This window comes from Streptomyces sp. UC4497, from assembly GCF_054871485.1.
The window spans coordinates 174,923-201,904 of the sequence record NZ_JBTYHB010000012.1 but is presented as its reverse complement, the minus strand read 5'-3'; the positions used below and the strand labels follow the sequence as shown (position 1 = coordinate 201,904).

22 protein-coding genes are annotated in these 26,982 nt (G+C 70.9%); 8 read left to right on the top strand and 14 right to left on the bottom strand.

What is annotated here, in order from left to right:
* Nucleotides 1–47: 47 nt before the first annotated feature.
* A complete protein-coding gene (locus ACYSUO_RS19410; RefSeq protein ID WP_461777406.1) occupies nucleotides 48–2,447 on the top strand; it encodes an ATP-binding protein in 2,400 nt (799 codons plus the stop codon).
* 1 nt (nucleotide 2,448) lies between these two features.
* Here the strand turns inward: ACYSUO_RS19410 and ACYSUO_RS19405 are convergent, their stop codons facing one another.
* The 4 genes from ACYSUO_RS19405 to ACYSUO_RS19390 all read right to left on the bottom strand — a co-directional run bounded on the left by ACYSUO_RS19405 (nucleotide 2,449) and on the right by ACYSUO_RS19390 (nucleotide 5,560).
* Nucleotides 2,449–2,862: a Fur family transcriptional regulator gene (locus tag ACYSUO_RS19405; RefSeq protein WP_461777405.1), complete on the bottom strand. Its 414-nt coding sequence runs from the start codon at nucleotides 2,860–2,862 to the stop codon at nucleotides 2,449–2,451.
* 67 nt (nucleotides 2,863–2,929) lie between these two features.
* Entirely contained in the window at nucleotides 2,930–3,802 is an 873-nt protein-coding gene (locus tag ACYSUO_RS19400; protein ID WP_461777404.1) for a metal ABC transporter permease, read from the bottom strand.
* A gap of 1 nt (nucleotide 3,803) precedes the next feature.
* Complete coding sequence (locus ACYSUO_RS19395; RefSeq protein ID WP_461777403.1) at nucleotides 3,804–4,577, bottom strand: metal ABC transporter ATP-binding protein; 774 nt, start codon at nucleotides 4,575–4,577, stop codon at nucleotides 3,804–3,806.
* A gap of 17 nt (nucleotides 4,578–4,594) precedes the next feature.
* Complete coding sequence (locus tag ACYSUO_RS19390; protein ID WP_461777402.1) at nucleotides 4,595–5,560, bottom strand: metal ABC transporter substrate-binding protein; 966 nt, start codon at nucleotides 5,558–5,560, stop codon at nucleotides 4,595–4,597.
* A gap of 188 nt (nucleotides 5,561–5,748) precedes the next feature.
* Here ACYSUO_RS19390 and ACYSUO_RS19385 point away from each other — a divergent pair, with 188 nt between their 5' ends.
* On the top strand, nucleotides 5,749–7,131 hold the full coding sequence (locus tag ACYSUO_RS19385) for a glycine--tRNA ligase (protein WP_461777401.1): 1,383 nt from the start codon (nucleotides 5,749–5,751) through the stop codon (nucleotides 7,129–7,131).
* A gap of 81 nt (nucleotides 7,132–7,212) precedes the next feature.
* Here ACYSUO_RS19385 and ACYSUO_RS19380 read toward each other — a convergent pair whose 3' ends face one another.
* The 3 genes from ACYSUO_RS19380 to ACYSUO_RS19370 are packed head-to-tail and all read right to left on the bottom strand — an operon-like array spanning nucleotide 7,213 to nucleotide 8,563.
* Nucleotides 7,213–7,479, bottom strand: coding sequence for a DUF397 domain-containing protein (locus tag ACYSUO_RS19380; RefSeq protein ID WP_461777400.1), 267 nt, complete (start codon nucleotides 7,477–7,479; stop codon nucleotides 7,213–7,215).
* Complete coding sequence (locus ACYSUO_RS19375; protein ID WP_266719861.1) at nucleotides 7,476–7,706, bottom strand: DUF397 domain-containing protein; 231 nt, start codon at nucleotides 7,704–7,706, stop codon at nucleotides 7,476–7,478. The genes ACYSUO_RS19380 and ACYSUO_RS19375 overlap by 4 nt, the downstream gene beginning before the upstream one ends.
* Nucleotides 7,706–8,563: a helix-turn-helix domain-containing protein gene (locus ACYSUO_RS19370; RefSeq protein ID WP_461777399.1), complete on the bottom strand. Its 858-nt coding sequence runs from the start codon at nucleotides 8,561–8,563 to the stop codon at nucleotides 7,706–7,708. Before ACYSUO_RS19370 ends, ACYSUO_RS19375 begins: the two co-directional genes overlap by 1 nt.
* A gap of 174 nt (nucleotides 8,564–8,737) precedes the next feature.
* Here ACYSUO_RS19370 and ACYSUO_RS19365 point away from each other — a divergent pair, with 174 nt between their 5' ends.
* A complete protein-coding gene (locus tag ACYSUO_RS19365; RefSeq protein ID WP_461777397.1) occupies nucleotides 8,738–9,184 on the top strand; it encodes an ATP-binding protein in 447 nt (148 codons plus the stop codon).
* A 428-nt stretch (nucleotides 9,185–9,612) separates the two neighbouring features.
* Here ACYSUO_RS19365 and ACYSUO_RS19360 read toward each other — a convergent pair whose 3' ends face one another.
* The 3 genes from ACYSUO_RS19360 to ACYSUO_RS19350 all read right to left on the bottom strand — a co-directional run bounded on the left by ACYSUO_RS19360 (nucleotide 9,613) and on the right by ACYSUO_RS19350 (nucleotide 12,758).
* A complete protein-coding gene (locus tag ACYSUO_RS19360; RefSeq protein ID WP_461777396.1) occupies nucleotides 9,613–10,212 on the bottom strand; it encodes a TetR family transcriptional regulator in 600 nt (199 codons plus the stop codon).
* A gap of 24 nt (nucleotides 10,213–10,236) precedes the next feature.
* On the bottom strand, nucleotides 10,237–11,247 hold the full coding sequence (locus ACYSUO_RS19355; RefSeq protein WP_461777394.1) for an aldo/keto reductase: 1,011 nt from the start codon (nucleotides 11,245–11,247) through the stop codon (nucleotides 10,237–10,239).
* An 80-nt stretch (nucleotides 11,248–11,327) separates the two neighbouring features.
* Complete coding sequence (locus ACYSUO_RS19350) at nucleotides 11,328–12,758, bottom strand: MFS transporter (protein WP_461777393.1); 1,431 nt, start codon at nucleotides 12,756–12,758, stop codon at nucleotides 11,328–11,330.
* Between the two features lie 101 nt (nucleotides 12,759–12,859).
* On the opposite strand from ACYSUO_RS19350, the gene ACYSUO_RS19345 reads away from it, so the two are divergent.
* Nucleotides 12,860–13,744, top strand: a complete 885-nt coding sequence (locus ACYSUO_RS19345) for a helix-turn-helix transcriptional regulator (RefSeq protein ID WP_461777392.1) — start codon at nucleotides 12,860–12,862, stop codon at nucleotides 13,742–13,744.
* On the opposite strand, the gene ACYSUO_RS19340 is transcribed toward ACYSUO_RS19345, so the two are convergent.
* Nucleotides 13,739–15,208 (bottom strand): MFS transporter, encoded by a 1,470-nt coding sequence (locus ACYSUO_RS19340; protein WP_461777391.1) that lies wholly within the window; start codon nucleotides 15,206–15,208, stop codon nucleotides 13,739–13,741. The genes ACYSUO_RS19345 and ACYSUO_RS19340 overlap by 6 nt on opposite strands.
* A gap of 82 nt (nucleotides 15,209–15,290) precedes the next feature.
* Entirely contained in the window at nucleotides 15,291–16,724 is a 1,434-nt protein-coding gene (locus tag ACYSUO_RS19335; protein WP_461777390.1) for an MFS transporter, read from the bottom strand.
* A gap of 101 nt (nucleotides 16,725–16,825) precedes the next feature.
* On the opposite strand from ACYSUO_RS19335, the gene ACYSUO_RS19330 reads away from it, so the two are divergent.
* Nucleotides 16,826–17,740, top strand: a complete 915-nt coding sequence (locus ACYSUO_RS19330) for a helix-turn-helix transcriptional regulator (RefSeq protein WP_461777389.1) — start codon at nucleotides 16,826–16,828, stop codon at nucleotides 17,738–17,740.
* 95 nt (nucleotides 17,741–17,835) lie between these two features.
* A complete protein-coding gene (gene dusB, locus ACYSUO_RS19325; RefSeq protein ID WP_461777388.1) occupies nucleotides 17,836–18,963 on the top strand; it encodes a tRNA dihydrouridine synthase DusB in 1,128 nt (375 codons plus the stop codon).
* Between the two features lie 134 nt (nucleotides 18,964–19,097).
* On the opposite strand, the gene ACYSUO_RS19320 is transcribed toward dusB, so the two are convergent.
* A complete protein-coding gene (locus tag ACYSUO_RS19320) occupies nucleotides 19,098–21,068 on the bottom strand; it encodes an amylo-alpha-1,6-glucosidase (protein WP_461777387.1) in 1,971 nt (656 codons plus the stop codon).
* The gene (locus ACYSUO_RS19315) at nucleotides 21,065–22,420 is read right to left on the bottom strand and encodes an MGH1-like glycoside hydrolase domain-containing protein (protein ID WP_461777386.1); all 1,356 of its coding nucleotides are present in this window, start codon (nucleotides 22,418–22,420) and stop codon (nucleotides 21,065–21,067) included. The genes ACYSUO_RS19320 and ACYSUO_RS19315 overlap by 4 nt, the downstream gene beginning before the upstream one ends.
* A 145-nt stretch (nucleotides 22,421–22,565) precedes the next feature.
* Here ACYSUO_RS19315 and ACYSUO_RS19310 point away from each other — a divergent pair, with 145 nt between their 5' ends.
* Nucleotides 22,566–23,768 carry an ROK family protein gene (locus ACYSUO_RS19310; RefSeq protein ID WP_461777385.1) on the top strand — a complete coding sequence of 401 codons (1,203 nt, stop codon included), beginning with the start codon at nucleotides 22,566–22,568 and terminating at the stop codon, nucleotides 23,766–23,768.
* Nucleotides 23,769–24,183: 415 nt separating this feature from the next.
* Nucleotides 24,184–26,901: a pyruvate, phosphate dikinase gene (gene ppdK, locus ACYSUO_RS19305; protein WP_461777384.1), complete on the top strand. Its 2,718-nt coding sequence runs from the start codon at nucleotides 24,184–24,186 to the stop codon at nucleotides 26,899–26,901.
* Nucleotides 26,902–26,982: the final 81 nt, after the last annotated feature.

Genomic DNA, 26,982 nt, shown 5'->3' with positions numbered 1-26,982 from the left:
GGTGAGTAACGGCCCACTCGGGGTCGACCGGACAAGGGGGGCGGTGGATGGACGTGGCTGTGCGGACGCAGGGCGAGCTGCCCGCGGAGACCACGAGCTTCGTCGGCAGGGCGCCCGAACTCGCCCGGATCAAGGACGTCTTCACCCGCTCACGCCTGGTCACCCTGACCGGCCCCGGCGGCGTCGGCAAGTCGCGTACGGCGATGCGCTCCGCGCGCGATCAGCTCGGCGACTTCCCCGACGGGGCGTGCGTCGTACCGCTCTCCGGGCTCAGCGACCCCGAACTGCTGCCGCACGCCGTGTGCGGCGCGCTCGGCGTGCCCGAGCAGGGCGGGCGCGGGGTGCACGAGGTGCTCGCCACGCATCTCGCGGGGCGGCGGACGCTGATCGTCCTGGACACCTGCGAGCACCTCGTCGACGCCTGCGCGACGCTCGCCGACGCCCTGCTGAGCGCCGCCCCCGGCCTCCGTCTGATCGCCACCAGCAGGCAGCCCCTCGACATCCCCGGCGAGCAGGTGCTGCCCGTGCCACCGCTGGCGCTGCCGGAACCGGAAGCGGACAGCCGTCCCGGCGCCGAACTCTCCGACGCGGTCCGGCTGTTCGTGGACCGGGCGGAGTCCGCCGCGCCCGAGTTCGCCCTCACCGACGGCAACCGCGCCGCCGTGCACGCGCTCTGCCGCCGCCTCGACGGCATCCCGCTGGCCATCGAACTCGCCGTCGCCCGGCTGCGGGTGATCTCACCGGAGCAGCTGCTGCGCCGCCTCGACCACCGCTTCCGGCTCCTCACCGGCGGCCGCCGCGTCAGCGTGCCGCGCCACCAGACGCTGCGGACGACCATCGACTGGAGCCATGAGCTCTGCACCGACCGGGAGCGGCTGCTCTGGGCGCGGCTCGCCGTGTTCGCCGGCGGGTTCGACCTGGAGGCCGCCGAAGTGGTGTGCGCCGACGCCGAGTTGCCCATGGACGAGGTCTTCGACGCCCTGGTGGGGCTTGTCGACAAGTCCATCGTGCGGCACCTGGAGACCGGAGACGGGTCGCGCTACCGGATGCTCGACACCATCCGCGAGTTCGGCCTGGAACACCTCGTGCCGGCGGAGGAGGAGGTGCGGGCCAGGCGGCGCCACCGGGACTACTACCTGGAGGTCGCCGGACAGTTCGACGCGGAGTGGTTCGGCGACGGTCAACTGCCCTGGGTGCGGCGCCTCGTCGCCGACCACGAGAACCTCCAGGCCGCCATGGAGTACTCGTTCGGCACCCCCGACGAGCCGTACGCGGGACTCCAACTCGCGGTCCGGCTCTGGGGGTACTGGGTCTGCACCGCACTGTTCATCCAGGGCCGGCACTGGATGCGGCGCGGTCTGACCGGATCGAAGAAACCGTCCCCGGAGCGGGTCAAGGCCCTGTGGAGCACCAGCGGTTTCATGGACGTCCAGGGCGAGCGACAGGACAACCGGACCCTGCTGGACGAGGCGAAGGAGATCGCGGAGACCATCGGCGACCGGTCGGGGCTCGCCTGGACGCTGGCGTTCCGCACGTTCAACCGGGTGTTCCTCGGAGACTACGAAGGATGCGAGGAGCAGTACGCCGAGGCACGCCGGATGATGGCCGAACTGGGCGACGAGTTCGGGATGGTGTCGACCACGTACTACGCCGCGGGCCTGTATGTCCTGTCGGGCCAGGACAGCGACCAGGGCATCCGCCTGTGCGACGAGGCGCTGGAGCGCATGGCCGTGATCCCGGAGGAGCGCTGGGCACGCGGGGTGATCCTGTGGGTCAAGTCCATGGGCCTGTGGATCAGGGGCGATCACGCCGACAGCATCGAGTGCGCCCGCGAGGGCATCCGCATCAAGCTCGCCCTGCACGACAGGGTGGGCATCGCCCAGCTCCTGGACGCCTTCGCCTGGCGTGCCGCCGAGGAGGGCAAGGCGTCCCGCGTCGCGGTGCTGCACGGTGCCGCCGACCGGCTGTGGGCGCTGTCGGTCCTGACGCCGCGGTTCGCGATACCGCTCCTGAGCGGCCTGCACGAGGAGGCGGCCCGGGCGTCCCGGGTGGCGCTGGGGGAGCGGGAGTTCCAGCGGTTCTACCGCGAGGGCGAGGCCCTCAGCACACAGGCGGCGGTCGAGCGGGCGCTGACCGAGGATCTGCCGTCGGCCGCCGCGGTACCGACCCCGCGCGCACCGGAGGTGGCCGAGGCGCTCACCCCGCGGGAGCGGGAGGTGGCGTCCCTGGTCGCGGTCGGCCTGACCAACCGGGAGATCGCGGAGCGGCTCGTCATCTCCAAGCGCACGGCGGACGCCCACGTCGAGCACATCCTGGCCAAGCTCGGGGTCGCGACCCGCACCCAGATCGCCGCCCCGTGCGCATCCGACGGCAAGGACGACGGGGAAGTCGGCGACGCGTCCGGGGCCGGCGACGTGTCAGGGGCCGGCGACGCGGCCGGCGGGTGACTCAGCGCGCGGAGGTCGCCGCCGCGCAATCCGCGCACGTGCCGAAGATCTCCACCGTGTGGGCCACGTTGACGTAACCGTGCTCGGAGGCGATCGCCTCGGCCCACTTCTCCACCGCGGGGCCCTCGACCTCGACCGCCTTGCCGCAGACGCGGCAGACCAGGTGGTGGTGGTGCTCACCCGTGGAGCAGCGGCGGTACACCGCCTCGCCCTCCGAGGTGCGCAGCACGTCCACCTCGCCCGCGTCGGCGAGGGACTGCAACGTCCGGTACACCGTGGTCAGCCCGACCGAGTCGCCCTTGTGCTTGAGGACATCGTGCAGCTCCTGGGCGCTGCGGAACTCGTCCACCTCGTCGAGCGCCGCCGCCACGGCCGCGCGCTGGCGGGTCGACCTGCCTCGAACCGGGGCTGCCACGGGTTTCTCCTCACATCCCTGCCACGTACGTACGGCCGCCATTGTGCCAGGCGGCGCCGTGCGCGGGTCAGAGCTTGGCCGCGGCCTGCTCCGGGATCGGGCACTCGGAGTGCGCCGGGACCGACCGCGCCCTGCGCCGGGCGAGCGGCTTCGAGAGCAGCGCGAGGACGATGAACGCCGCGATGGTCAGCAGCACGATCGTCGCTCCGGGCGGCACATCCTGGTAGTACGACGTGGCGGTCCCGCCGAGCGTCACCGCGACGCCGAGCGCCACCGAGATCACGAACGTCGCCTTGAAACTGCGGGTCAGCTGCTGCGCCGCGGCGACCGGCACCACCATCAGGGCGGAGACCAGGAGCAGGCCGACCACGCGCATCGCGACGGTCACCGTGACCGCAGCCGTGATCGCGATCAGCAGGTTCAGGAAGCGCACCGGCAGGCCCGTGACCCGCGCGAACTCCTCGTCCTGGCTCACCGCGAACAGCTGCTTGCGCAGGCCCACCGTCACCAGCACCACGAAGGCCGCGAGCAGACAGATGGCGAGGACGTCGTCCTGCGACACCGTCGACAGCGAGCCGAAGAGGTACGAGTTGAGGTTGGCGTTGGAGCCGCCGGGCGCCAGGTTGATGAACATCACGCCGCCCGCCATGCCTCCGTAGAAGAGCATCGCGAGCGCGATGTCGCCGCGCGTCTTCCCGTACCAGCGGATCAACTCCATGATCACGGCGCCGAGTACGGAGACGAGCGTCGCCATCCACACCGGCGAGGTGGAGAGCAGGAAGCCGAGGCCGACGCCCGTCATCGCCACGTGGCCGATGCCGTCGCCCATCAGGGCCTGGCGGCGCTGCACGAGGTAGATGCCGACGGCCGGGGCGGTGATGCCGACGAGGACGGCGGCGAGCAGCGCCCGCTGCATGAAGTCGTAGGAGAGGAGTTCCATGTCAGCTCAGCAGTCCTGTCCGGATCGGCTCGGCGGCCGCGTGCGTGTGCGGGTGTACGTGGTCGTGTCCGGGCAGCGCGTGCTGTCCCACGGCCTTCGGGGGCGGGCCGTCGTGCAGCACACACCCGTCGCGAAGGACGACCGCACGGTCGATCAGCGGCTCCAGCGGGCCGAGTTCGTGCAACACGAGAAGGACCGAGGCGCCGGCCGCGACCTGCGTGCGCAGCGTCGCCGCGAGGATCTCCTGGCTGGCCAGGTCGACGCCCGCCATCGGCTCGTCCATGATCAGCAGCTCGGGTTCGGCGGCCAGGGCGCGCGCGATGAGCACGCGCTGGTGCTGGCCGCCGGAGAGCGCGTCCACGGAGTCCTTGGCGCGGTCCGCCATCCCGACGAGTTCGAGGGCGCGGGTCACCGCGACCCGGTCGGCCTTGCGCATCATGCCGAACTTCGTGCGCGACAGGCGGCCGGACGAGACGACCTCGGACACCGTCGCGGGCACGCCGCCCGCGGCCGTCGTGCGCTGCGGTACGTAGCCGACGCGCGCCCAGTCCTTGAAGCGCCGCCGCGGCGTGCCGAAGATCTCGATGCCGCCGCCGGTGGTCGGTACCTGGCCTATGACGCTGCGGACGGCGGTGGACTTGCCCGAGCCGTTCGCACCGAGCAGGGCGACGACCTCGCCGCGGTGCACGGTCAGGTCGATGCCGCGCAGCACCGGGCGCCCGCCGAGCTCGGCGGTCACCTTGCTCAGCGAGATGACGGCTTCCCGTTCACCCATGTAGCCCTCCTTCGGGGTCACTTGCTGCCCAGAGCCTTCTGCAGGGCCGCCAGGTTCGACTCCATGACCGAGATGTAGTCGTCGCCCTTGGACTTGTCGGTGATGCCCTCGATCGGGTCGAGCACATCGGTCTTGAGCTTCGCGTCGCCCGCGAGGGTCTTGGCCGTCCTGTCGCTGACGAGCGTCTCGTAGAAGACGGTGTTGACCCCGTCCTCCTTCGCCGTCTTCTGGAGCTCCTTGACGCGGGCGGCGCTGGGCTCGCTCTCCGGGTCCAGGCCGTTGATGGCCTCCTCGGTGAGGCCGTAGCGCTCGGCGAGGTAGCCGAAGGCGGCGTGCGTGGTGATGAAGGTCGAGGACTTGGTGTCCTTCAGGCCCTTCTCGAACTTGGTGTTCAGCTCGTCCAGGTCACCGACCAGGGCCTTGGTGTTCTTCTTGTAGTCGGCCGCGTGGTCCGGGTCGGCCTTCTGAAGGGCCTTGCCGACGCCCTCGGCGACCTCGGCGTACTTCACCGGGTCGAGCCAGATGTGGGGGTCGGCCGCTTCCTCGTCGTGGGTCTCCTCGCCGTGCCCGTGGTCGTGGCCGTCGACCTCGTTGCCGTGCTTCTCGAGGGCGGTCAGGGTGCCGGCGTCGATCTTGGTCTTGATGTCGGACTGGCCGATGGCCTCGTCCACGGAGGGCTGCAGGCCCTTCAGGTAGACGGCGACGTCGGACTCCTCGAGCTGGGCGCGCTGCTTGGCGCTGACCTCCAGGTCGTGCGGCTCCTGGCCGGGCTCGGTCAGGCTCGTGACGTCGACGTGGTCGCCGCCGATCTCCTGGGCGAGGTACTGCATCGGATAGAACGACGCGACGACGCTCAGCTTGCCGCCGCTCCCCTTGTCCTCCGCGGCGGAGCTGCCGCACGCGGTCAGGGCACCGAGACCGAGGGCGGTGACGGCGGCGACGGGTATCAGGCGGCGAGGACTGCGGGGCACACGTACGTTCATGACTGTCATTTTCAACAAAACTGGAAACGGTTGTCAACAAGATGTTCGTCGAGGTCTTCGTCACGCTCGGTCCCGCTCTGTCCCCGGAACCGATTTGGTTCGGGGGGTGGGCCCGCCGGTAACCTGAAGCATTCGCTCCCGGAGCGCGTATCCAGCGCGCTCACCGTCGTCGTAATGAAGAGAGCACCGTGGCCGCCGACAAGATCGACACCATCGTCAGCCTCAGCAAGCGCCGTGGCTTCGTCTACCCCTGCAGCGAGATCTACGGTGGTCAGCGTGCCGCCTGGGACTACGGGCCGCTGGGCGTGGAGCTGAAGGAGAACCTCAAGCGCCAGTGGTGGCGCTACATGGTCACTTCGCGCGAGGACGTCGTCGGTATCGACTCGTCCGTGATCCTGGCGACCGAGGTCTGGCAGGCCTCCGGTCACGTCGCCACGTTCACCGACCCGCTGACCGAGTGCACCTCCTGCCACAAGCGGTTCCGTGCGGACCACCTGGAAGAGGCGTACGAGGCGAAGAAGGGCCGGCTCCCCGAGAACGGTCTGGCCGACCTCTCCTGCCCCAACTGTGGCAACAAGGGCACGTTCACCGAGCCCAAGCAGTTCTCCGGCCTGCTCTCCACGCACCTCGGCCCGACGCAGGACAGCGGCTCCGTCGCCTACCTGCGCCCCGAGACCGCGCAGGGCATCTTCACCAACTTCAGCCAGGTGCAGACGACTTCGCGCCGCAAGCCGCCCTTCGGCATCGCGCAGATGGGCAAGTCGTTCCGCAACGAGATCACGCCCGGCAACTTCATCTTCCGCACCCGCGAGTTCGAGCAGATGGAGATGGAGTTCTTCGTCAAGCCCGGTGAGGACGAGGCGTGGCAGGAGTACTGGATGGAGCAGCGCTGGAACTGGTACACGGGCCTCGGCATGCGCGAGGAGAACATGCGCTGGTTCGAGCACCCGAAGGAGAAGCTCTCCCACTACTCGAAGCGCACCGCTGACATCGAGTACCGCTTCAGCTTCGGCGGCAGCGAGTGGGGCGAGCTCGAGGGCGTCGCCAACCGCACCGACTACGACCTGTCCGCGCACTCCAAGGCCTCCGGCCAGGACCTCTCCTACTTCGACCAGGAGAAGGGCGAGCGCTACACGCCGTACGTCATCGAGCCCGCGGCCGGTGTCGGCCGCGCGATGCTCGCGTTCATGATGGACGCGTACCTCGAGGACGAGGCGCCCAACGCCAAGGGCAAGATGGAGAAGCGCACGGTCATGCGCTTCGACCACCGCATCGCCCCGGTGAAGGTCGCGGTCCTCCCGCTGTCCCGCAACCCGGAGCTGTCGCCGAAGGCCAAGGGCCTCGCGCAGGCGCTGCGGCAGAACTGGAACATCGACTTCGACGACGCCGGCGCCATCGGCCGCCGTTACCGTCGCCAGGACGAGATCGGTACGCCGTTCTGCGTCACCGTCGACTTCGACACCCTCGACGACAACGCGGTGACCGTGCGCGAGCGCGACACCATGAAGCAGGAGCGCGTCTCCCTCGACCAGATCGAGGGCTACCTGGCCAGCCGCCTGGTCGGCTGCTGACCGACTCCGCACGTACGAACGCCCCGGCCCGCCGCTTGTGCGGTGGGCCGGGGCGTTCGGTTTTCGGTCTCGGTTTCAATCTCAGTCGAACTCGCCGTGCAGTGCCCCGAGTTTGAACGCCTCCCACTCATGGGCGGTGAAGCGCAGGACGAGCCCTCGGGGGTCGGCCGGATTGCGCAGGGCCACCGCGCCGTCGCCGAGCGCGGCGATCTCCACGGGGCCGCCCCGGGTCGGACCGCCGGGGGCGCTCAGCCATTGGGCCTCGGAGATGTCGAGCGCATAGAGCCGCTCTTTCTCTTTCTCCAGCGCGATACCGAACGGAATGCTGTCCGTGGTGCCCGTGCTCATAGTGGCAGGACTCCAGAGTTGACGCTTGAAACAAATGCGTGCCACGCCGAGGATTCGAAGACGACCGCCCCGAACTCCCTGTGCTTCGTGTCGCGAATTGCCCGCCGGTCCGATGTGAGTTCGGCGTGCTCGACACATCCATTGGATGCGCCGCTGAACGTACTCTTTCGCCAGACCGCTGACCCGACTTCGACGTGCGAGGCGGTGGGGGCGGAGGTGGGGAGCATCACGGCCCACTTTCTTGCTTGATTCGGTCACTGATGTACAGGCGGGACTGCGCGGGGGACAGCGCGGCGGCCGTCAGGTCGTCCCAGGCCTTCGTGTACATCTCCACGTCGGGGCGCTGCTCGAGGAGCGTGCCGCCGGTCATGTGCTCCAGCCACGCCACCTGCACGGGCGGTTCGCCGCGCATCGTGAAGAGCGTGTACGGAGCGTACTGCGCGAGGGGCAGCGTGATGTCCAATGGCAGCACCTGAATGGTGACATTGGGCAATCCGCTTGCTTCCATCAGGTATTCGAACTGCTCACGGATCAATGCCCGCGGCCCCGGTATGCGGTGCAGTGCGGGCATGTCGATGACCACTCTCAGGCGGAATTCCGCAGGTCCGTCGAGTAGATCCTTGCGCCTCATTCGAGTATTCACAAGGGGTTCGACGCGATCCTCTTCGGCCCCCACGGTGAATATCTCTCGCATATATGCTTCTGTCTGCAAAAGCCCTGGCAGTACGGAAGGTTCAAAGGACCGTACGAGCGAGGAATCCGCTTCGAGGGTGAGGTAGTCGCGCAAGTCGTCGCTCAGCAGCGGCCCTTGGCCCGACCACCAGTCGACCTTGTGGATGTCCCGGGCGAGCCGCTTGAGGTTGGTGCGCTGCCTGTCGTCCTCGACTCCGTACAGATTGAGGAGTGTCGTCAGATCGAGCCGGCGGATGCCCCGTTTTCCGGTCTCGATCTGGCTGATCTTCGGCTGCCCGCATTCGAGTGCCAGTGCCGCGTCGCTGACCTTCAGGCCGGCTTCGGAGCGCAGTCGTCGCAGCTCGGCACCGAGGCGACGGCTCCGCATGGTGGGCATCTCGCTCTGGGGCATGGCCACATGATGTCCCGCGCCTTCAGGCCACACAACTGTCATATGCCTAACCGCTCCATCGGAATGGGGATTCTTACGTAATACTTGCCTAAGGCAGGGTTTCGGCACCAAGATGGCGTTCCAACGCCCGTTGTCCACAAGCGAGTTCACTCCCATGGGACCCCCGGAGGGGTAATGCCGGACCAGTCGACGGATGAGATCGATGTGATCGACATGCTCGATCAGCCGTGCTCGATCCGTATGGAGTACAGCCCGCACCGCCTGGAGCAGATTCGCCGGATCGTCGGTGCCCGCCTGCGCTGCTGGGGCCTGCACGGGCTGGTGTACGACACCTCGTTCGTGGTGACCGAGCTGTGCAGCAATGTGCGGCACTGCGGCGGCGGCACCTTCGAGTTGGCCATCATCCGAACCGTCGATGGTGTCCGGCTCGAGGTGGCCGACACGTCCACCGAGCTCGTGGTCATCCCCATGGAGCCACCGGACTTCCTCGAGCCCGGGGGCCGGGGCCTGTTCCTGGTCTCGGCCTACGCCTCCGCCGTCGGTGTGCGGCCGACGCCCACCGGAAAGGTGGTGTGGGCCGAACTGGCCCTCAAGGACAGAGGCGCGGGCGGATCCGGCTGACGGAGCCGGCGCTCCGCAGGGCGGCACCCTGGTGCGTCTGTGGGGGGTCAACTCAATCCTCTGGTCGCGCCGTCCGCGGGACTGCCGGGGTCGATCCGCTGTCGCGGGGGTCCAGGGGTCGACCGCGCCGGGGTCCGGGGCGCTGCTTCCGTTTGGGGCGGAAGTCGGGAGAGCGTGGGGAAGATCTGTGATCCAGCCCTCGTGCGGAGCGTACGAGCGGCTGCGAAAACTTCACAGTGGCAGCCATGTGGATTCGGTCAGATGTGTGAGGGTGTGCATCGGCCGAAGTCAAGCCATGGCCAACGGTGTTACTGCTGGTATCGGCCGCTGTGATGGCGGCGCATGCCGAGGGCGGGCCTCCTGCTCAGCGCTGAAAACGGCCGCACAGCATGGCCGAGAGTGAATGCACGATTCCGTCGGGAGTTCCGTCAGGAGAGCCCTGGTCGGTGGGCCGAGATCCCGCGCACCACGAGGGACACCAATGTGTCGAAGGCGTGCTGCGCGTCCGGGTGCGACCACTCCGGCGCGTACACCGGGTCGTGGAAGTGGGCCGTCGCCTCGAAGACCGCCCGGGCCGTCGCGGGAAGATCCTCGATCTCGAACTCGCCCGCGGTCACGCCCTGTTGGAGGATCGCGGTCAACTGGCCCGCCAGTTCGTCGATATGGGCGTGGACCACGCCGCCCTGCTCGTCCGTCAGGACGGAGTACGTGGCGAACAGCTCCGGGTCGTCGCCCGCCTTGTGGCGCTTCGCCTCGAAGAGCGTCGCCAGCCAGTGGCGCAGCTTCGTGGCGGCGGGCTCGTCGGCCGCGACGACCTCGGCGAGCCGCGCCGTCGTGCGGTCCAGCCAGCGCTTGGTGACCGCGCCGCGCAGCTCCGCCTTCGTACGGAAGTGGCGGTACACCGAGCCGTGACTGACCCCCAGCGCGCGGGCCACGTCGACGACGGTCGCCTTCGCGGGACCGTGCCTGCGCAGCACGTCCTCGGTCGCGGCGAGGATGCGCTCGGGGGTCAGGGTCTCGGGGGCCATGGCTACGAAGTTACCCGGCGCCGATCAGCGCTCGCTGTCGAGGTGTGCCATCTGGGCCGCCGGGTAGCGCTCGCCGGCCGCGGCGTCGGCGGGCACGGCGGCCTCGATGGCGGCGAGGTCGGCGGCGTCCAGGCGCACGTCGAGCGCGCCGAGGGCCTCCGAGAGCCGCTCGCGGGTGCGGGCGCCGATCAGCGGCACGATGTTCTCGCTGCGGGCGGCCACCCACGCGATCGCGATCTGCGCGACGCTCGCGCCCTTCTGCTCGGCGATCTTGCGGAGCTGGTCGACGAGGTCCAGGTTGTGCTGGAGGTTCTCGCCCTGGAAACGCGGGCTGAAGGCGCGGAAGTCGCCGGCGCCGAGCTGTCGGTCGCGCGTGAAGTGGCCGGAGATCAGACCGCGGGACAGCACGCCGTACGCGGTGATGCCGATGCCCAGCTCGCGGGTGGCGGGCAGGATCGACTCCTCGATGCCGCGCGAGATGAGCGAGTACTCGATCTGGAGATCCGAGATCGGGGCCGTGGCGGCGGCCCGGCGGATGGTGTCCGCGCCGACCTCGCTGAGGCCGATGTGGCGTACGTAGCCCTGCCCGACGAGCTCGGCGATGGCGCCGACCGTCTCCTCGATCGGCACCTCGGGGTCGAGGCGGGCGGGCCGGTAGATGTCGATGTGGTCGACGCCGAGGCGCTGGAGCGAGTACGCGGCGAAGTTCTTCACCGCCTCGGGGCGGGCGTCGTAGCTGTTCCACGAGCCGTCCGGGCCGCGCAGGGCGCCGAACTTCACGCTGGTCAGCGCGTTCTCCCGGGCTGCCGCGGGGGCCGTGCGCAGGGCCTCGCCGATCAGCATCTCGTTGTGACCCATCGCGTAGAAGTCACCGGTGTCGAGAAGCGTGACGCCCGCGTCGAGCGCAGCATGGATCGTGGCGACGGACTCGGCGCGGTCGGCCTCCCCGTACAGCGCGGACATGCCCATGCAGCCGAGGCCGAGGGCGGAGACGTCGGGGCCGGTGGTGCCCAGAGGGCGGGTGTGGAGGTTCATGTCCTCCACCATGACATGACAGGTGACAGATTTCAATATCTGTCACCTGTCACTCGCTCGGGCAGGCAGGCCCGGGCGGGTCAGGTAATTACTCGCGGCAGCCGCAGACTCATGACCACCGTCACCGTCACCGCCGCGAGCTGCACGAGCAGCGTCGTGATCAGGGCGTCGCGCATGCCCTGGGAAGGGGCCAGGGAAAGGAACAGCGAACCCAGCGTGGCCACGCCCAGGGCCAGGGAGGCCTGTTGGGTCGTCGTCATGACGCCGCCGCCCACGCCCGCCCGCGCCGAGGGGACCTCGGAGAGGATGATCCGGAAGAGGATGGGCAGTTGGAGCGCCTGGCCCGCCCCGGCGAGCACCGCGCCCGGCAGCATCTCCAGGACCCCGAGGTCCGGCCAGGCGCGCCACGCGGCGAGCGCGAGCAGCGCCACCCCGGCCGCCTGCAGCAGCCCGCCCACCGTGACGACCCGCGCGCCCCAACGGGACACCAGGCGCGGCCCCGCGAGCGAGGTCACGAAGAAGACCCCCGCCATCGGCGCGATCGTCAGCCCGGCCTCCGTCGCGCCGAGGCCCTCGCCGCGCTGCAACGCCACCGCGATCACGAACATGAAGCCGCTGAAGCCGATGGAGAACGGCACCACCATCATCAACCCCCGGCGCAGCGACACCAGTTGGAGGAGCGACGGCGGGATGAGCGGCGTGTGTCCCGCCCGGTCGGCCCGGCGCTCCACCGCGTAGAACGCGTACGCCAGGCCCGGGAACGCCGCGAGCGACAGCCACGTCCACAGCGGCCAGCCCGCCGCCCGGCCCTCGGTCAGCGGGGCCAGCAGTGCCATCAGGGCGAGGGCGAGCAGCACCGTTCCGGGCACGTCCACCGGCTCGGGGCGGTCGGAGCGGGTCTCGGGGACCGTACGGGCGGTGAGCACCAGGGCCAGGACGACCACCGGCACGTTCACCAGGAACACCGAGCGCCAGCCCGTGCCGAACAGGTCGGCCGAGACGAGCAGGCCGCCCAGCACCTGGCCCGCCACCATCGAAAGGCCCGCCGTGGCGCCGTACTTGCTCATGGCGCGCGCCCGGTGCGGTCCGCTCGTCGTGGCCTGGATGGTGGCGAGGACCTGCGGCAGCATCAGGGCGGACGCGGCGCCCTGCGCGATCCGGGCGGCGACCAGGGTCCATGCGGTGGGGGCAAGACCGCAGGCCAGCGAGGTGAGGCCGAAGGCGGCCGTGCCGAGGACGAACAGGCGGCGGCGTCCGAGGAGGTCGCCGAGCCTGCCGCCGAGCACGAGCAGCACCGCGTACGTGATGCCGTAGCCCGCCACGACGAGTTCGAGGACGGGTTCGCTCGCGTGCAGATCGCGGCCGATGGTGGGCAGGGCGACGTTGACGATGAAGAAGTCGATCAGAGGAAGGGCCGCGCCGAGCAGCACGGTGAGCAGGCCGAGGCCGCCGAGTGCCGGCGGCGTCAGGTCACCGGTGTGCGCCGGGCGGGCCTGGGTGTGGGTCGTCATGCCACTGAGCGTCGGCCGGATCCGAGACGGGTACCAGAGTGTTCTTATCCTGGTAGAAGCGCTACCTGGAAACAGGCTCCGGCCGGGTCCATCCTGGGTGAATGGCCACGATGACACGGGACGTACCGGATGTGCGGGACAGTGGTTCGGCCGACATCCGGCGGCACGAGCTGGGGGACTTCCTGCGCAGCCGCCGCGAGCGGATCGCGCCCGAGGACGTGGGCCTGCCGCGCGGTCGGCGCCGCCGCACCCCAGGGCTGCGCCGCGAGGAGGTCGCGCACCTCTCGGCGGTCGGCGTCACCTGGTACACGTGGCTGGAGCAGGCCCGCGACATCCAGGTCTCCGCGCAGGTCCTCGACGCGCTCGCCCGCACGCTGCGGCTCGACGGGAGCGAGCGGGCCCATCTGTTCGGCCTCGCGGGCGCCATCGACCCGACACCTGCGGCGAGCTGCGCGACGCTCACCCCTGAACTGCTCGACCTGATGGACCGGTTGGAGCCCGTCCCGGCCTGCGTACAGAACAGCCGCTACGACATCCTCGCCTACAACCGCACGTACGGGATGCTGCTCTGCGACCTCGACGAGATCCCGCCGGAGGACCGCAACTGGATGCTGCTGGCGTTCACGCACGAGGGCTGGCGCTCCGCGATCTCGGACCTCGACAGCGTGCTGCGGATCATGGCGGCCAAGTTCCGCTCCGGCATGGCCGAGCACCTCGGCGAGCCCGCCTGGAAGCTGGTCCTCAAGCGGCTCACCGAGGAGTCCGCCGAGTTCCGCGAGCTGTGGGAGCGGCACGAGGTGGTGCAGTCCGTGCCCAGCAAGGTGAAGCACTTCCACAACCCGTACGTGGGTCCGCTCTCCGTCGTCCACACCGATCTGTGGCTCGGCCGGGACTGCGGCGCCCGCATGGTCACGTACACACCGGCGGATGCCGTGACCGGTGAACGCCTCGAAGCGCTCAGGGAGTTGGCGGCCGCCCGGTCATGAGCCGGTGGACGCCTTCGTGACGGCCGCGTCCTCCGCGTCCTCAAGGCGCTCCGCCGTCCGCCGCGCCGTCTCCCGCGCCCAGTGCCCGCTGGTCAGCGCGCCGAGCACCAGGACCGCGAGGCCGCAGCCCGCGATGATCCACCAGCAGGAGCGGCTGGCTTCGACGAAGGCCTTCGCGTACGAGGATCCGGCGACGCCCGACGCGAGCACCGCGCCGATCACCGCGACGCCGAGGGTCTGGCCGATCTGGCGGCTGGTGGAGGCGACCGCCGCCGCGACGCCCGCCTGGGCGCGCGGCATTCCGGAGACCGCGGTGTTGGTGATCGGGGCGTTCACGAAGCCGAAGCCGATGCCGAACAGGACGTAGCCGATGAACAGCGTGACGTTCGAGGTCTCCGCGTCGAACGCCGCGAAGAGGGTCCCGCTCGCCGTCATCATCACGCCCGCGACGAGGAGGGGCAGGCGCGGTCCGTGGCTGCCGACCAGACGGCCGGAGAGCGGGGCGCACACCAGCGTCATCGCCGCCATCGGCAGCATCCACAGGCCCGCGTGCAGCGCGTCCAGGCCGCGTACGTCCTGGAGGTAGAGCGTCGAGAGGAACAGGAAGCCGCCGAGCGCCGCGAAGCCGCAGATCGCGATCACGGTGGCGCCGCTGAACGGCGCCGAGTGGAAGAACCGCAGGTCGATGAGGGGTTCCTCGCGCCGGGGCTCGTACAGCAGGATGCCGATGAGCGCGGCGACGGCGATCGCGGCGAAGACGATGATCCGCACGGAGGTCCAGCCCGCCGAGGGCGCCTCGATGATCGCGTACGTCAGCGAACCGAGCAGCGCGATGATCAGGAGCTGGCCGACCGGGTCGGGGCGGCGGGCCTTCGGGGCGCGGGACTCGGGGACGTAGCGGATGGTGAGCAGGAGCGCGGCGAGGCCGACCGGCAGGTTGATCCAGAAGATCGAGCGCCAGCCGACCGAGTCCACGAGCAGCCCGCCGACCAGCGGCCCGGCCGCCATGGAGATGCCGACGACGCCGCCCCACACACCGATGGCGCGGGCCCGCTCGCGCGGGTCCGTGAAGGTGTTCGTGATGATCGACATCGCGACCGGGTTGAGCATCGAGCCGCCGACGGCCTGGAGCATCCGGAACGCGACCAGGGACTCCAGGTTCGGCGCGAGGGAACAGGCCACCGAGGCGGCCGTGAACACGATGAGGCCGATCTTGAAGACCTTGCGCCGCCCGATCCGGTCGGCGGTCGAACCGGCCAGCATCAGCAGGGCCGCGAGGACCAGCGTGTAGGCGTCGATCGTCCACTGCATGCCCGAGAGCGTGGCGTCGAAGTCCTTCGCCATGGACGGGAGGGCGACGTTCAGGACGGTGTTGTCGAGGCTGACGATCAGCAGGCTCATGCAGCAGATCGCCAGGACGAGCATGCGCCTGCGGTGGGGGAGGGGGGTGGGTGCATCGGGCATGTGTTTGACGTTAGCCGGAGGTGCTGTGTGCGGGCATGTGCGGTGGGCGTGGGCGGATACGTGCGGCGCGCGGAGGGTGGTCTCAGTCCAGGCTTCGCGGCAGGCGCAGCGCCAGGGCCGCGAGGCCGAGCAGTCCGGCCGCCTGCACCGCGAGGACGACGGCCAGCGCCGTCCGCATCCCCGCGCCCGGCACCAGCGCCAGGAACAGCGAGCCGAGCGTGGCCACGCCCACCGCGAGGCACGCCTGCTGCACGGTGGCGGCGAGGCCGCTGCCCGCCCCGGCCCGCGCGGCCGGAACGGCGGCGAGCACGATCCGGTAGTAGAGCGGCAGCTGGAGGCCGCCGCCGACGCCGATCAGGGCGAGCCCGGGCGCCAGGACCAGCGGAGTGATCCGGTCCCAGGGCACCCACAGCGCGGTCAGCGCCACCGTCGCGAGGCCCGCGATGTGCACGGCGGCGCTCAGCGCCAGCGTCCGCGCGCCGAACCGGGCCGCGAGCCGCGGCGCGAGGACCGAGGCCGCGAACTGGGCCACGCCCATCGGCACCAGCGTCAGGCCCGCCTTCAACGCGCCGTAGTGCAGGCCCTGTTGGAGGGTGACCGCGCTCACGAACATCCAGCTGGCGAACCCGACGAAGACCGGAAGGCCGAGGATCAGCCCGCGCCGCACCGCCGGGGCGGCCACCAGCGAAGGCGGCAGCAGCGGGCTCCCGCCACCGCGCTCGGCCTGCCGCTCGACGGAGACGAAGGCCCAGGTCAGGAACGGCGCGGCCAGCAGCGTGAGCACCGACCACAGCGGCCAGCCCGCCGCCCGGCCCTCGGTCAGCGGCAGCAGCAGCGCGGTCAGCGACGCCGCGAGGAGCACCGTCCCGGCGAGATCCCCGCGCGCGGGCCGCTCGGCCCGGCTGTCCGGCACGGTGCGGACGGCGAGGAGCAGGGCGGCTGCGGCGACCGGCACGTTCACCAGGAAGACGGCCCGCCACCCGGTCCCGGCGAGATCGGCGGCGACGAGCACCCCGCCGAGGACCTGCCCGAGCACGACGGAGACGCCGCCCACGGACCCGTACAGGGACACGGCCCTCGCCCTGCGCTCCCCGCTCGTCGTGGCGTGGATGGTGGCGAGGACCTGCGGCAGCATCAGCGCGGACGCGGCGCCTTGCGCGACGCGGGCGGCGACCAGGGTCCATGCGGTGGGGGCGAGGCCGCAGGCCAGCGAGGTGAGGCCGAAGGCGACGACGCCGAGCAGGAACAGCCGGCGCCGCCCGAAGGTGTCGCCGAGCCGGCCGCCGAGGACGAGCAGCACGGCGTACGCGACGGCGTACCCGGCGACCACCATCTCCAGGCCGGCGGGGGAGGCGTGGAGATCGCGGGCGATGCTGGGGAGGGCGACGTTCACGATGAAGAAGTCGATCATCGGGAGGGCGGCGCCGATGAGGACGGTGAAGAGGCCGACGGGGCCGAGAAGCGGTGGCGCGGCGGGGGTCGGCCGCGTGGGGGCGGTGGTGGTGACGGTGGTCATGACGTCGACGATCGTCGCCCGCGCAGCCTGGTACCAGAGTCTCCTCATCCTGTTACAGGCAGTACCTGGCAACCGGATGAGGGGCGGGGCATCCTGGTGGCATGAGTGGCACGACCGATCGCATCAGTGGCACGACCGACGTGAGGCCCGTGAAGCGCGTGAGCACCCGCCCCGTTTCCGAGGACCCCCGCAGGCTGGAACTCGCCGCGTTCCTGCGCAGCCGCCGCGAGCGGATCACGCCGGAGCGGGCCGGACTGCCGCGCACCGCGCGCCGCCGCACCCCGGGCCTGCGCCGCGAGGAGGTCGCGCACCTCGCCGCCGTCGGCGTCACCTGGTACACGTGGCTGGAACAGGGCCGCGCGATCAACGTCTCGCCCGCCGTCCTCGACGCGATCGCCCGCGCCCTCCAGATGGACCCGACCGAGCGCTCCCACGCCTTCGCGCTCGCGGGCACCACCGACCCGCACGCGGAGACCGTCTGCCCGGCCGTCACGCCGACGATGCTGCGCCTCATGGAAACCCTGGCGCCCTACCCGGCGTCCCTCCAGAACGCCCGCTACGACGTGCTCGCCTCCAACCCCGCCTACGCCGCCGTCTTCGGCGACCCCACCGAACTCGCCCCCGACGAGCGCAACTGCATGTGGCTGCTCGCCATGAGCGACCGGTGGCGCGAGGAGTTCCTCGACCGCGACGAGATGCTGAGTGACCTGGCCGCGAAGTACCGCACGTCGATGGCCGAGCACGTCGCCGAACCGGCCTGGAAGGCGCGGGTGGCGCGGCTCCTGGAGGCGTCGGCGGAGTTCCGCGCGATCTGGGAGCGGCACGAGGTCGCGCCGATGGCGCCGCACGTGAAGCGGTACCGGCACCCCGAGGTGGGGCTGCTGCGCCTGGAGCACCGCAACCTGTGGCTGTCGCCGGAGAACAGCGCGTACCGGCTGGTCGCGTACGTTCCCGCGGACGAGGAGACCGGCGGGCGCCTGGAGAAACTGGCGGCGCTCACGGCGGTGACGGGCTGAGTCGGCGGCCGTGACGGGCTGGGCGGGGGCCGGGCGGAGAGTGAGGGACAATGGATGCTTGCCCCCTCCCGTCGTCCGTCCCGGAGAGCCCTGAGATGTCCGCTCTGACCATCGGCCCCCACCTGGTGCAGCCCCCCGTGGTGCTCGCACCCATGGCGGGGATCACGAACGCGCCGTTCCGCACCCTGTGCAGGGAGTTCTCGGGCGGCAAGGGCCTGTTCGTGAGCGAGATGATCACGACGCGGGCGCTGGTCGAGCGCAACGAGAAGACGATGCAGCTCATCCACTTCGACGAGACCGAGAAGCCTCGTTCGATCCAGCTGTACGGGGTGGACCCGGCGACCGTCGGCAAGGCCGTCCGCATGATCGCGGAAGAGGATCTGGCCGACCACATCGACCTGAACTTCGGCTGCCCGGTCCCGAAGGTGACGCGCAAGGGCGGCGGGTCCGCGCTCCCGTACAAGCGCCCGCTGCTGCGCGCGATCCTGCGGGAGGCGGTCTCGGGCGCCGGTGACCTGCCGGTCACGATGAAGATGCGCAAGGGCATCGACGACGACCACATCACGTTCCTCGACGCGGGCCGGATCGCGGTCGAGGAGGGCGTCACGGCGATCGCGCTGCACGGGCGTACGGCGGCGGAGCACTACGGCGGCACGGCGGACTGGGACGCGATCGCTCGGTTGAAGGAGCACGTTCCGGAGATCCCGGTGCTCGGCAACGGCGACATCTGGTCGGCGGACGACGCGCTGCGCATGGTCCGCGAGACCGGGGTCGACGGGGTGGTCGTGGGACGTGGCTGCCTGGGGCGGCCGTGGCTGTTCGCGGACTTGGTGGCGGCGTTCGAGGGACGCGAGGAGCGGGTCCGGCCTACGTTGCGGGTGGTGGCGGACGCGATGGTGCGCCACGCGACGCTGCTCGGCGAGTGGATCGGCGACGAATCCCGCGGTGTCATCGACTTCCGCAAGCACGTGGCCTGGTACCTGAAGGGTTTCGCGGTCGGCGGCGAGCTCCGCAAGCGTCTGGCGACGACGTCGTCCCTGGCCGAACTCCGTTCCGGGCTGGACGAGTTGGACCTCGACCAGGGGTGGCCGGCGGGTGCGGATGGCCCGCGCGGCCGTACGTCGGGCAACGGTCGGGTGGTCCTGCCGGACGGCTGGCTGAACGACCCCAACGACTGTGCGGGGGTCTCGGCCGACGCGGAACTGGACACGTCCGGGGGCTGACCGGGTCCTCTTGACCGGCACCGCGCCTACGCCACGGGGCTCCGCCCCGGACCCCGCGCCTCAAACGCCGGCGGGGCTGGAAAGATCGGGGCTCCGCCCCGGACCCCGCGCCTCAAACGCCGGCGGGGCTTGATTTACCCGCCCACCGCACTGAGCAGTGCCAACGGTGCCGCCGCCGAGCGCGATTCACGCTGGCACGCGTGGGGGTAAGGGACCGGCGCCGGGTAGGCCGAGCTTGCGTAGCCCGCCATCACCTCCGGCAACCGGCCGCCGCACGCGGTCGACGCCGCGATCAGGCCGCCCGCCACCGTCCGCGCCTCGTCATGCAGCCCGTACCGCGCCAGGCCCAGCGCGATCAGGGCGTTGTCGTGCGGCCACACCGAACCCCGGTGGTACGAGAGCGGGTGGTACGCGGCCTGGCCGGAGGCCACCGTGCGGACGCCCCAGCCGGAGAAGAAGTCCGGTTCGAGGAGGCGACGGCCGACCGCCTCCCCGTACTCCTTGTCCAGCAGGCCCGACCACAGCAAGTGGCCCGCGTCGGAGGCGAGCGCGTCCAACTGGTGGCCCTCGCCGTCGAGTGCCAGCGCGGGGAATCCCGCCTCCTCCATCCAGAAGTCCCGTACGAAGCGGTCCCGCAGGTCCGACGCCGCCTGCGTCAGCAGATCCGCGTACACCGTGTCGTCCCAGATCGTCCGGGCGAGCAGCGCCGTACGGCGTAGCGCGTCGTACGCGTAGCCCTGCGCGCCCGCCGCCATCACCGGGCCCGTCGCCCTACCGCCGTCCGCCGAGCAGATCGCGCCGGGGGAGTCCTTCCAGTTCTGGTTGGCGAGGCCGCCCCGGTCGGCGCGGTAGACCAGGTAGCCGCGGGACGTGAGGCCGCCGTGGTCCAACATCCAGCCCACCGCCGCCCGCGCGTGGGACTCCAGACGCCGGGCGAGCGTCACGTCCGCCGTCTGTTCCACGTACGCCCCGAGCAGGATCAGGAACAGTGGCGTCGCGTCCACCGAACCGTAGTAGCGCCCGTACGGCACCTGCCCGAAGTGCGCCAACTCCCCGTGCCGCACCTCGTGCACGATCTTCCCGGGCTGCGCCACCGCCCCCTCCACCTGCTCGGTCGCCTGCGTCGCGGCCAGCACGGGCAGCGTCGCCGCGGCCAGTTCAGGCCGGTACGGCAGCGCGAAGAGCGAGGTCAGCGCCGCGTCCCGGCCGAGCAGCGTCAGGAACCACGGCACCCCGGCCGCCGGCACCAGATGCCGCTCCCCGTCGGGCCCCGCCGCCGGCACCCGCAGCACCGCCAGATCGGCGAGGCCCCGCGTACAGGCGTCCGCGAGCTCCGGCCACGCACCCGGCAACTCGACGCCCTCCGTGAACTCCCTTACCGTCGCAGCCAGTTCGGCCGCCACCGATGCCGGGCTCGTCGCCCCCGGGCTCGCCACCGCCTCGGCCGGCTCCGCCCCCGACGGCCGCGCCACCACCCGCAGCGCCAGCTCCGCACCGCCCTGCCCCGCGAGGTCCAGCGTCCACACGAGGCGGCGCGCCCCGGTCCCCGTCTCCTCCACCGCGTCCGGCGCGGGCTCGCTCGTCACCGTCGACGACGAGCGCCAGTCGCCCCGCGTGTACGTGAACTCCACGCCGTCGTCCAGGACTTCACGCGTGCGCACCGCCCCGGGCTTCTGGTACGTACGGTGGTCGGAGCGCAGCTCGAACTGGTCGGTGAAGTCCGCGTCCACCGTGAGCGCGACACGTACCGTCGTCGGCACCGGGCGGTTCGAGACGACCTTCAGGAGCTCCACGAACGAGCCCTCCGTCACCGCCTGTTCGCGGAACAGGGCGTACGCCGGCGGCTCCTGGCGCCCGCCGCGCGGCACGAGGACGCAGCGGCCGACGCCCTCCTCCTCGTACGACATCGGCGTCAGCACCTCGGGCGCCGCCCCGTCGACCGTGAGCTGCCAGCGGCACAGGTGGCGCGCGTCCCGCACGAACAGGCCGTCCGGCGAGGAGCCGCCGCGCACCGCGGTCAGCGCCCCCGACGGGTCCGTCGCCACGAACGTCCCTCCGTGCACCAGGAGTTGACGCCCCTGCCCGTGTCCGTACCCGTCCGTCATCGTGTCGTCCTCTCGGCCAGCAGATCCAGCGTCAGCGCGGCCGTCCAGCCGAAGCCGCGGGCGCCGCAGCCCGCCCCCGTTCGGGGATCCACGTACTCGGCGAAGTCCGAAGCCCCCGCGACGTCGAGCATGGCGGTGCGCAGGCGCCCGGCCCGCGCGTGCTCGCCGTGCAGCCGCAGCCCGTGCTCCAGAAGCCAGTTGGTGTTGAACCAGGCCGGGCCGCGCCAGTAGCGGTGCGGGTCGAAGGCCGGCCCGAGCAGGTCGTAGCTGGGCGCCATCCGCACCAGGCCCCCGACGCCGAAGTGCGGTCCGCACGCCGTGTCGACGAGCGCCCGCACCACCTCGCGCGGCAGCGTCGGCAGGATCAACGGCAGCAGCCCGGAGATGCCGTACTCACGGACGAGGCCGCCCCCGCCCCGTAGATCCCGGCAGAAGAACATCCCGGCCCGCGGATCCCACAGCCGCCGCACCAGCGCCGCCGTCAGCCGCTCCGCGCGCGCATGCCGCGCCGTCCCCGCGGCCCCCAACTCGCAGGCGATCCGGGCCAACGCGTGCTCGGAGGCCGCGAGCAGCGCATTGAACGAAGGGTCCTCGACCGCGAACTCCCCGCCCCCGTCCGCGTATTCGGCGTCCCGGTAGTCGGCCGCAAGCCGTACGTACCGTCCGTAGTCGAGGTCCGTCGGGCGGTCGTCCGCCGCGCCGTGCTCCAGATCCGCGCGGCGGAACGAGCGTGCCGGGGCGGGGGAGATCCGGTTCAACGGGGCGTCCCAGCAAGGGCTGTTGTCCATGCCCTGCTCCCAGGGGTGGACCACGGAGACGAGGCCCGCGCCGCCGTGGTCGCGGCGGTGGAGGAGATAGCGGTGCCAGGCGGCGAGGCCGGGGTACACGCGCGCCAGGAAGCCGCGGGAGCGGGACAGACCCGGGTCCGCGCGGTGCACCAGCCAGGCGGCCAGCGCGTGCACGGGCGGCTGCACGATGCCGGAGGTCTGCACGGCGGCCGGGGCGCCCGCGGCGCGGCCCGCGGTGGAGGAGCGCCAGAAGTCGGGGCTCGGGAAGTAGGCGTCGAGCGCGACGGCGGGGTTGAAGACGATGTGCGGGATCCGGCCGTCGCCCCACTGCGCGGCCAGAAGCGTCTCCAACTCGCCCTGGGCGCGCAGCGGAGAGACATGACGCAGGCCGATCGCGATGAACGCCGAGTCCCACGACCACTGGTGGGGGTAGAGCGTGCGCGAGGGGACGGTCGAGGTCCCCGTCCAGTTCGCGTCGAGCACGCGCGCGGCGCGGTCCCGTAAGGAGGAGCGTGGCCGCGCAGGCCGCAGCGCTGCTCCTCGCCGCTCGGTCGTGTGCTCCACAGGCTTTCCCACACCCCTTCCAACGGGTGTCGGTTACGCGGTTCGCCGCATAGGGTTACGTCTATTTAACACGCAAAACCTAGAATGTAACGCACAGTTGATGAACGCAAGGGGGCCGGACGGCCCGTGAGGGGGTCGGAACGGGATGGCGGGGAATCAGGCGAGCGCCGGAGAGCTGCTGCACCTGGTGCGCAGCGGCAGAGCGACCACGCGAGGTGCCCTCCAGGAGGTCACGGGCCTGTCCAGGGCCACGGTCGGCCAGCGGCTCGAACGGCTCTTCCGCGCGGGCTGGCTGCGCGAGGGTGCGGCAGGCCCCGTCAACTCCCGGCTCGGCGGCCGCCCTTCGATCCACCTGGAGTTCGACGACGCGCACGCCGTGGTGCTCGCCGCCGACCTCGACACCCGGCACGCCCGCGCCGCGGTCCTGTCCCTGACCGGCGAGGTGCTCGCGGAGCACATGGACACCCTCACCGTCGACGACGGCCCCGAGCGGGTTCTGTCCCAACTGGGCGGCTGGTTCGGTGACTTGCTGCGGAAGGCCGACCGATCGCCGGACCTGGTGTGCGGGATCGGCCTCGCGGTGCCGGGCCCCGTCGACTTCGCGTCCGGCCGGGTCGTCCAGCCGCCGATGATGCCCGGCTGGGACGGCTACGACATCGTGGGCCGGCTCGCCCGCGCGGCGGCCGAGGGCGCGGGCACCGCGGCGGACGTCCCGGTCCTCGTCGACAACGACGCCAACCTCATGGCGTACGGGGAGCAGCGCACCGCCCACCCCGACTGCCGCGCCTTCGCCCTCGTCAAGGTCTCCACCGGCATCGGGGCGGGCGTCGTCGTGGACGGCGCGATCTACCGGGGCATCGACGGCGGCGCGGGCGACATCGGGCACATCCGCGTGCCGGACGGCGCGGACGCGCTGTGCAAGTGCGGCTCGTACGGCTGCCTGGCCGCCGTCGCCAGCGGCCGGGCCGTGGCGCGCCGGCTGACGGAGGCGGGCGTGCCCGCGACGTCCGGCTCCGATGTGCGCGAGCTGCTGGCCGCCGGGCACCCGGAGGCGCTGCGGCTCGCGCGGGAGGCGGGGCACTCCGTCGGCGAGGTCCTCGCCACCGTCGTGACGCTCCTCAACCCCGGCGTTCTCATGATCGCCGGAGATCTGGCCGGAACCGCCTTCCTCACGGGCGTCCGTGAACTCCTGTATCAACGGGCCCTGCCGCGCTCGACCGCGCACCTGGACGTGGTCACGTCCCGGCTCGGCGAGCGCTCGGCGCTCATCGGAGCGGGAGCGCTGGTGGTGGAGGAGCTGTACGGCCCCGCGCGGGCCGAGCGGCGGCTGGCGGCCCTGGGCCTGTGACGCGCCCGTTTCGTCCCCGAGGCGCGTCCGCATGCTGGAACGGGAGCGTCCGGGAGCCGCTTCAAACGGCGTGATTCTCGCCACCCCTGATCGGGGTTGCGCTCAGATGAGCGCTTAAAACCCGTCTGCACTTCTCCAAGCCCTGGCACTCAGTGCCACCGTTCGATCATTTACGACCTGAACGCACAAACGAGCAGGGCGCGCTCAAGTGAGCGTTGAGCCGGGTCTACGGGGGTAGTACCTTCAAGTAATGAACAAATGGCCGAGAGGGGCACCTGCCGTCCGCCACTTTCGATCTCCTGGCGGACGGGTGGTTACGCCCGTGTGACAGCTGAGTGGACGTACCCACAGGCCTTGGATCTGGGTATGTTCCTCGCCGTCAGGGCAGCCACCGAGCCTCGAGGAGTCGAGACACGTGTCGGAGAACAAGGATCCTCAGGTAGCGAAGTTCGTTTACGACTTCACCGAGGGCAACAAGGACCTCAAGGACCTGCTGGGCGGCAAGGGTGCCAACCTCGCCGAGATGACCAACCTGGGACTTCCCGTCCCGCCCGGCTTCACCGTCACCACCGAGGCCTGCAAGGTCTACCTCGACAGCGGCGAGGAGCCGGTGGCACTCCGTGACGAGGTCTCCGCGCACCTCGACGCGCTCGAGAAGAAGATGGGCAAGAAGCTCGGCCAGGCCGACAACCCCCTTCTGGTGTCGGTCCGTTCGGGCGCGAAGTTCTCCATGCCCGGCATGATGGACACCGTCCTCAACATCGGTCTCTCCGACAAGTCGGTGCAGGGCCTCGCCAAGCAGGCCGGCGACGACCGCTTCGCCTGGGACTCGTACCGCCGCCTCATCCAGATGTTCGGCAAGACCGTCCTCGACATCGACGGCGAGCTCTTCGAGGACGCCCTGGAGAAGGCCAAGGAGGCGAAGAAGGTCGCGGTCGACACCGACCTGGACGCCGCCGACCTCAAGAAGCTCGTCACGCGCTTCAAGAAGATCGTCAAGACCGAGGCCGGGCGGGACTTCCCGCAGGACCCGCGCGAGCAGATGGACCTGGCCATAAAGGCCGTCTTCGAGTCGTGGAACACCGACCGCGCCAAGCTGTACCGCCGCCAGGAGCGCATCCCCGGCGACCTGGGCACGGCCGTCAACGTCTGCTCGATGGTCTTCGGCAACCTCGGCGCGGACTCCGGCACGGGCGTCGCGTTCACCCGCGACCCGGCCTCGGGCCACCAGGGCGTGTACGGCGACTACCTGCAGAACGCGCAGGGCGAGGACGTCGTCGCGGGCATCCGCAACACCGTGCCGCTCGCCGAGCTGGAGCAGATCGACAAGAAGTCGTACGACCAGCTCATGCAGATCATGGAGACCCTTGAGAACCACTACAAGGATCTCTGCGACATCGAATTCACCATCGAGCGCGGCCAGTTGTGGATGCTCCAGACCCGCGTCGGCAAGCGCACCGCCGGTGCCGCCTTCCGCATCGCGACGCAGCTCGTCGACCAGGGCCTGATCGACGAGGCCGAGGCGCTCCAGCGCGTCTCCGGCGCCCAGCTCGCGCAGCTGATGTTCCCGCGCTTCGACGACGAGGCGAAGGTCGAGCTGCTCGGCCGCGGCATCGCCGCCTCGCCGGGCGCGGCGGTCGGCAAGGCGGTCTTCGACTCGTACACGGCCATCAAGTGGTCTCGGTCCGGCGAGAAGGTCATCCTGATCCGCCGTGAGACCAACCCCGACGACCTCGACGGCATGATCGCCTGCGAGGGCATCCTGACCTCGCGCGGCGGCAAGACCTCGCACGCGGCCGTCGTCGCCCGCGGCATGGGCAAGACCTGTGTCTGCGGCGCCGAGGAGCTGGAGGTCGACACCAAGCGCCGCCGGATGACCATCGGCGAGACCGTGGTCGAGGAGGGCGACGTCGTCTCCATCGACGGCTCCACCGGCAAGGTCTACCTCGGCGAGGTGCCCGTCGTGCCCTCCCCGGTCGTCGAGTACTTCGAGGGCCGGATGCACGCCGGCGCCGACGACGCCGACGAACTCGTGGGCGCCGTGCACCGGATCATGGCCTACGCGGACCGAGTACGCCGCCTGCGAGTACGCGCCAACGCCGACAACGCGGAAGACGCGCTGCGCGCCCGCCGCTTCGGCGCGCAGGGCATCGGCCTGTGCCGCACCGAGCACATGTTCCTCGGTGACCGGCGCGAGCTGGTCGAGAGGCTGATCCTCGCGGACACCGACGCCGAGCGCGAGGAGTCCCTCAAGCAGCTCCTCCCGCTCCAGAAGCAGGACTTCGTCGAGCTGTTCGAGGCGATGGACGGCCTCCCCGTCACCGTCCGCCTGCTCGACCCGCCGCTGCACGAGTTCCTGCCGGACATCACCGAGCTGTCGGTCCGTGTCGCGCTCGCCGAGTCCCGCAAGGACAACAACGAGAACGACCTGCGCCTCCTCCAGGCCGTGCACCGGCTGCACGAGCAGAACCCGATGCTGGGCCTGCGCGGTGTCCGTCTCGGCCTCGTCATCCCCGGCCTGTTCACCATGCAGGTCCGCGCCATCGCCGAGGCCGCGGCCGAGCGCAAGGCCGCCAAGGGCGACCCGCGCGCCGAGATCATGATCCCGCTCGTCGGCACCGTCCAGGAGCTGGAGATCGTCCGCGAGGAGGCCGACCAGGTCATCGCGGAGGTCGAGGAGAGCCACGGCGTCAAGCTGAAGCTCGCCATCGGCACCATGATCGAGCTGCCCCGCGCCGCCCTCACGGCCGGGCAGATCGCCGAGGCGGCCCAGTTCTTCTCCTTCGGCACGAACGACCTCACGCAGACGGTCTGGGGCTTCTCCCGCGACGACGTGGAGGCCTCGTTCTTCACCGCGTACCTGGAGAAGGGCATCTTCGGGGTGTCGCCGTTCGAGACGATCGACAAGGACGGCGTGGGCTCGCTCGTGAAGTCCGCCGTCGAGGCGGGACGCGCCACGCGCCCCGACCTCAAGCTCGGCGTCTGCGGCGAGCACGGCGGCGACCCGGAGTCGGTCCACTTCTTCCACGAGGTGGGTCTGGACTACGTCTCCTGCTCCCCGTTCCGCATCCCGGTCGCCCGTCTGGAGGCGGGCCGCGCGGCCTCCACCTCCGTGGGCAGCGACCACCGCTGACCGGCGGCTGAACTCCGGGGCCGTCGCGAGTCCCCGACCCTCACCGATTCGCGACGGCCCCGGTTTCCACGAAGGGCGGCA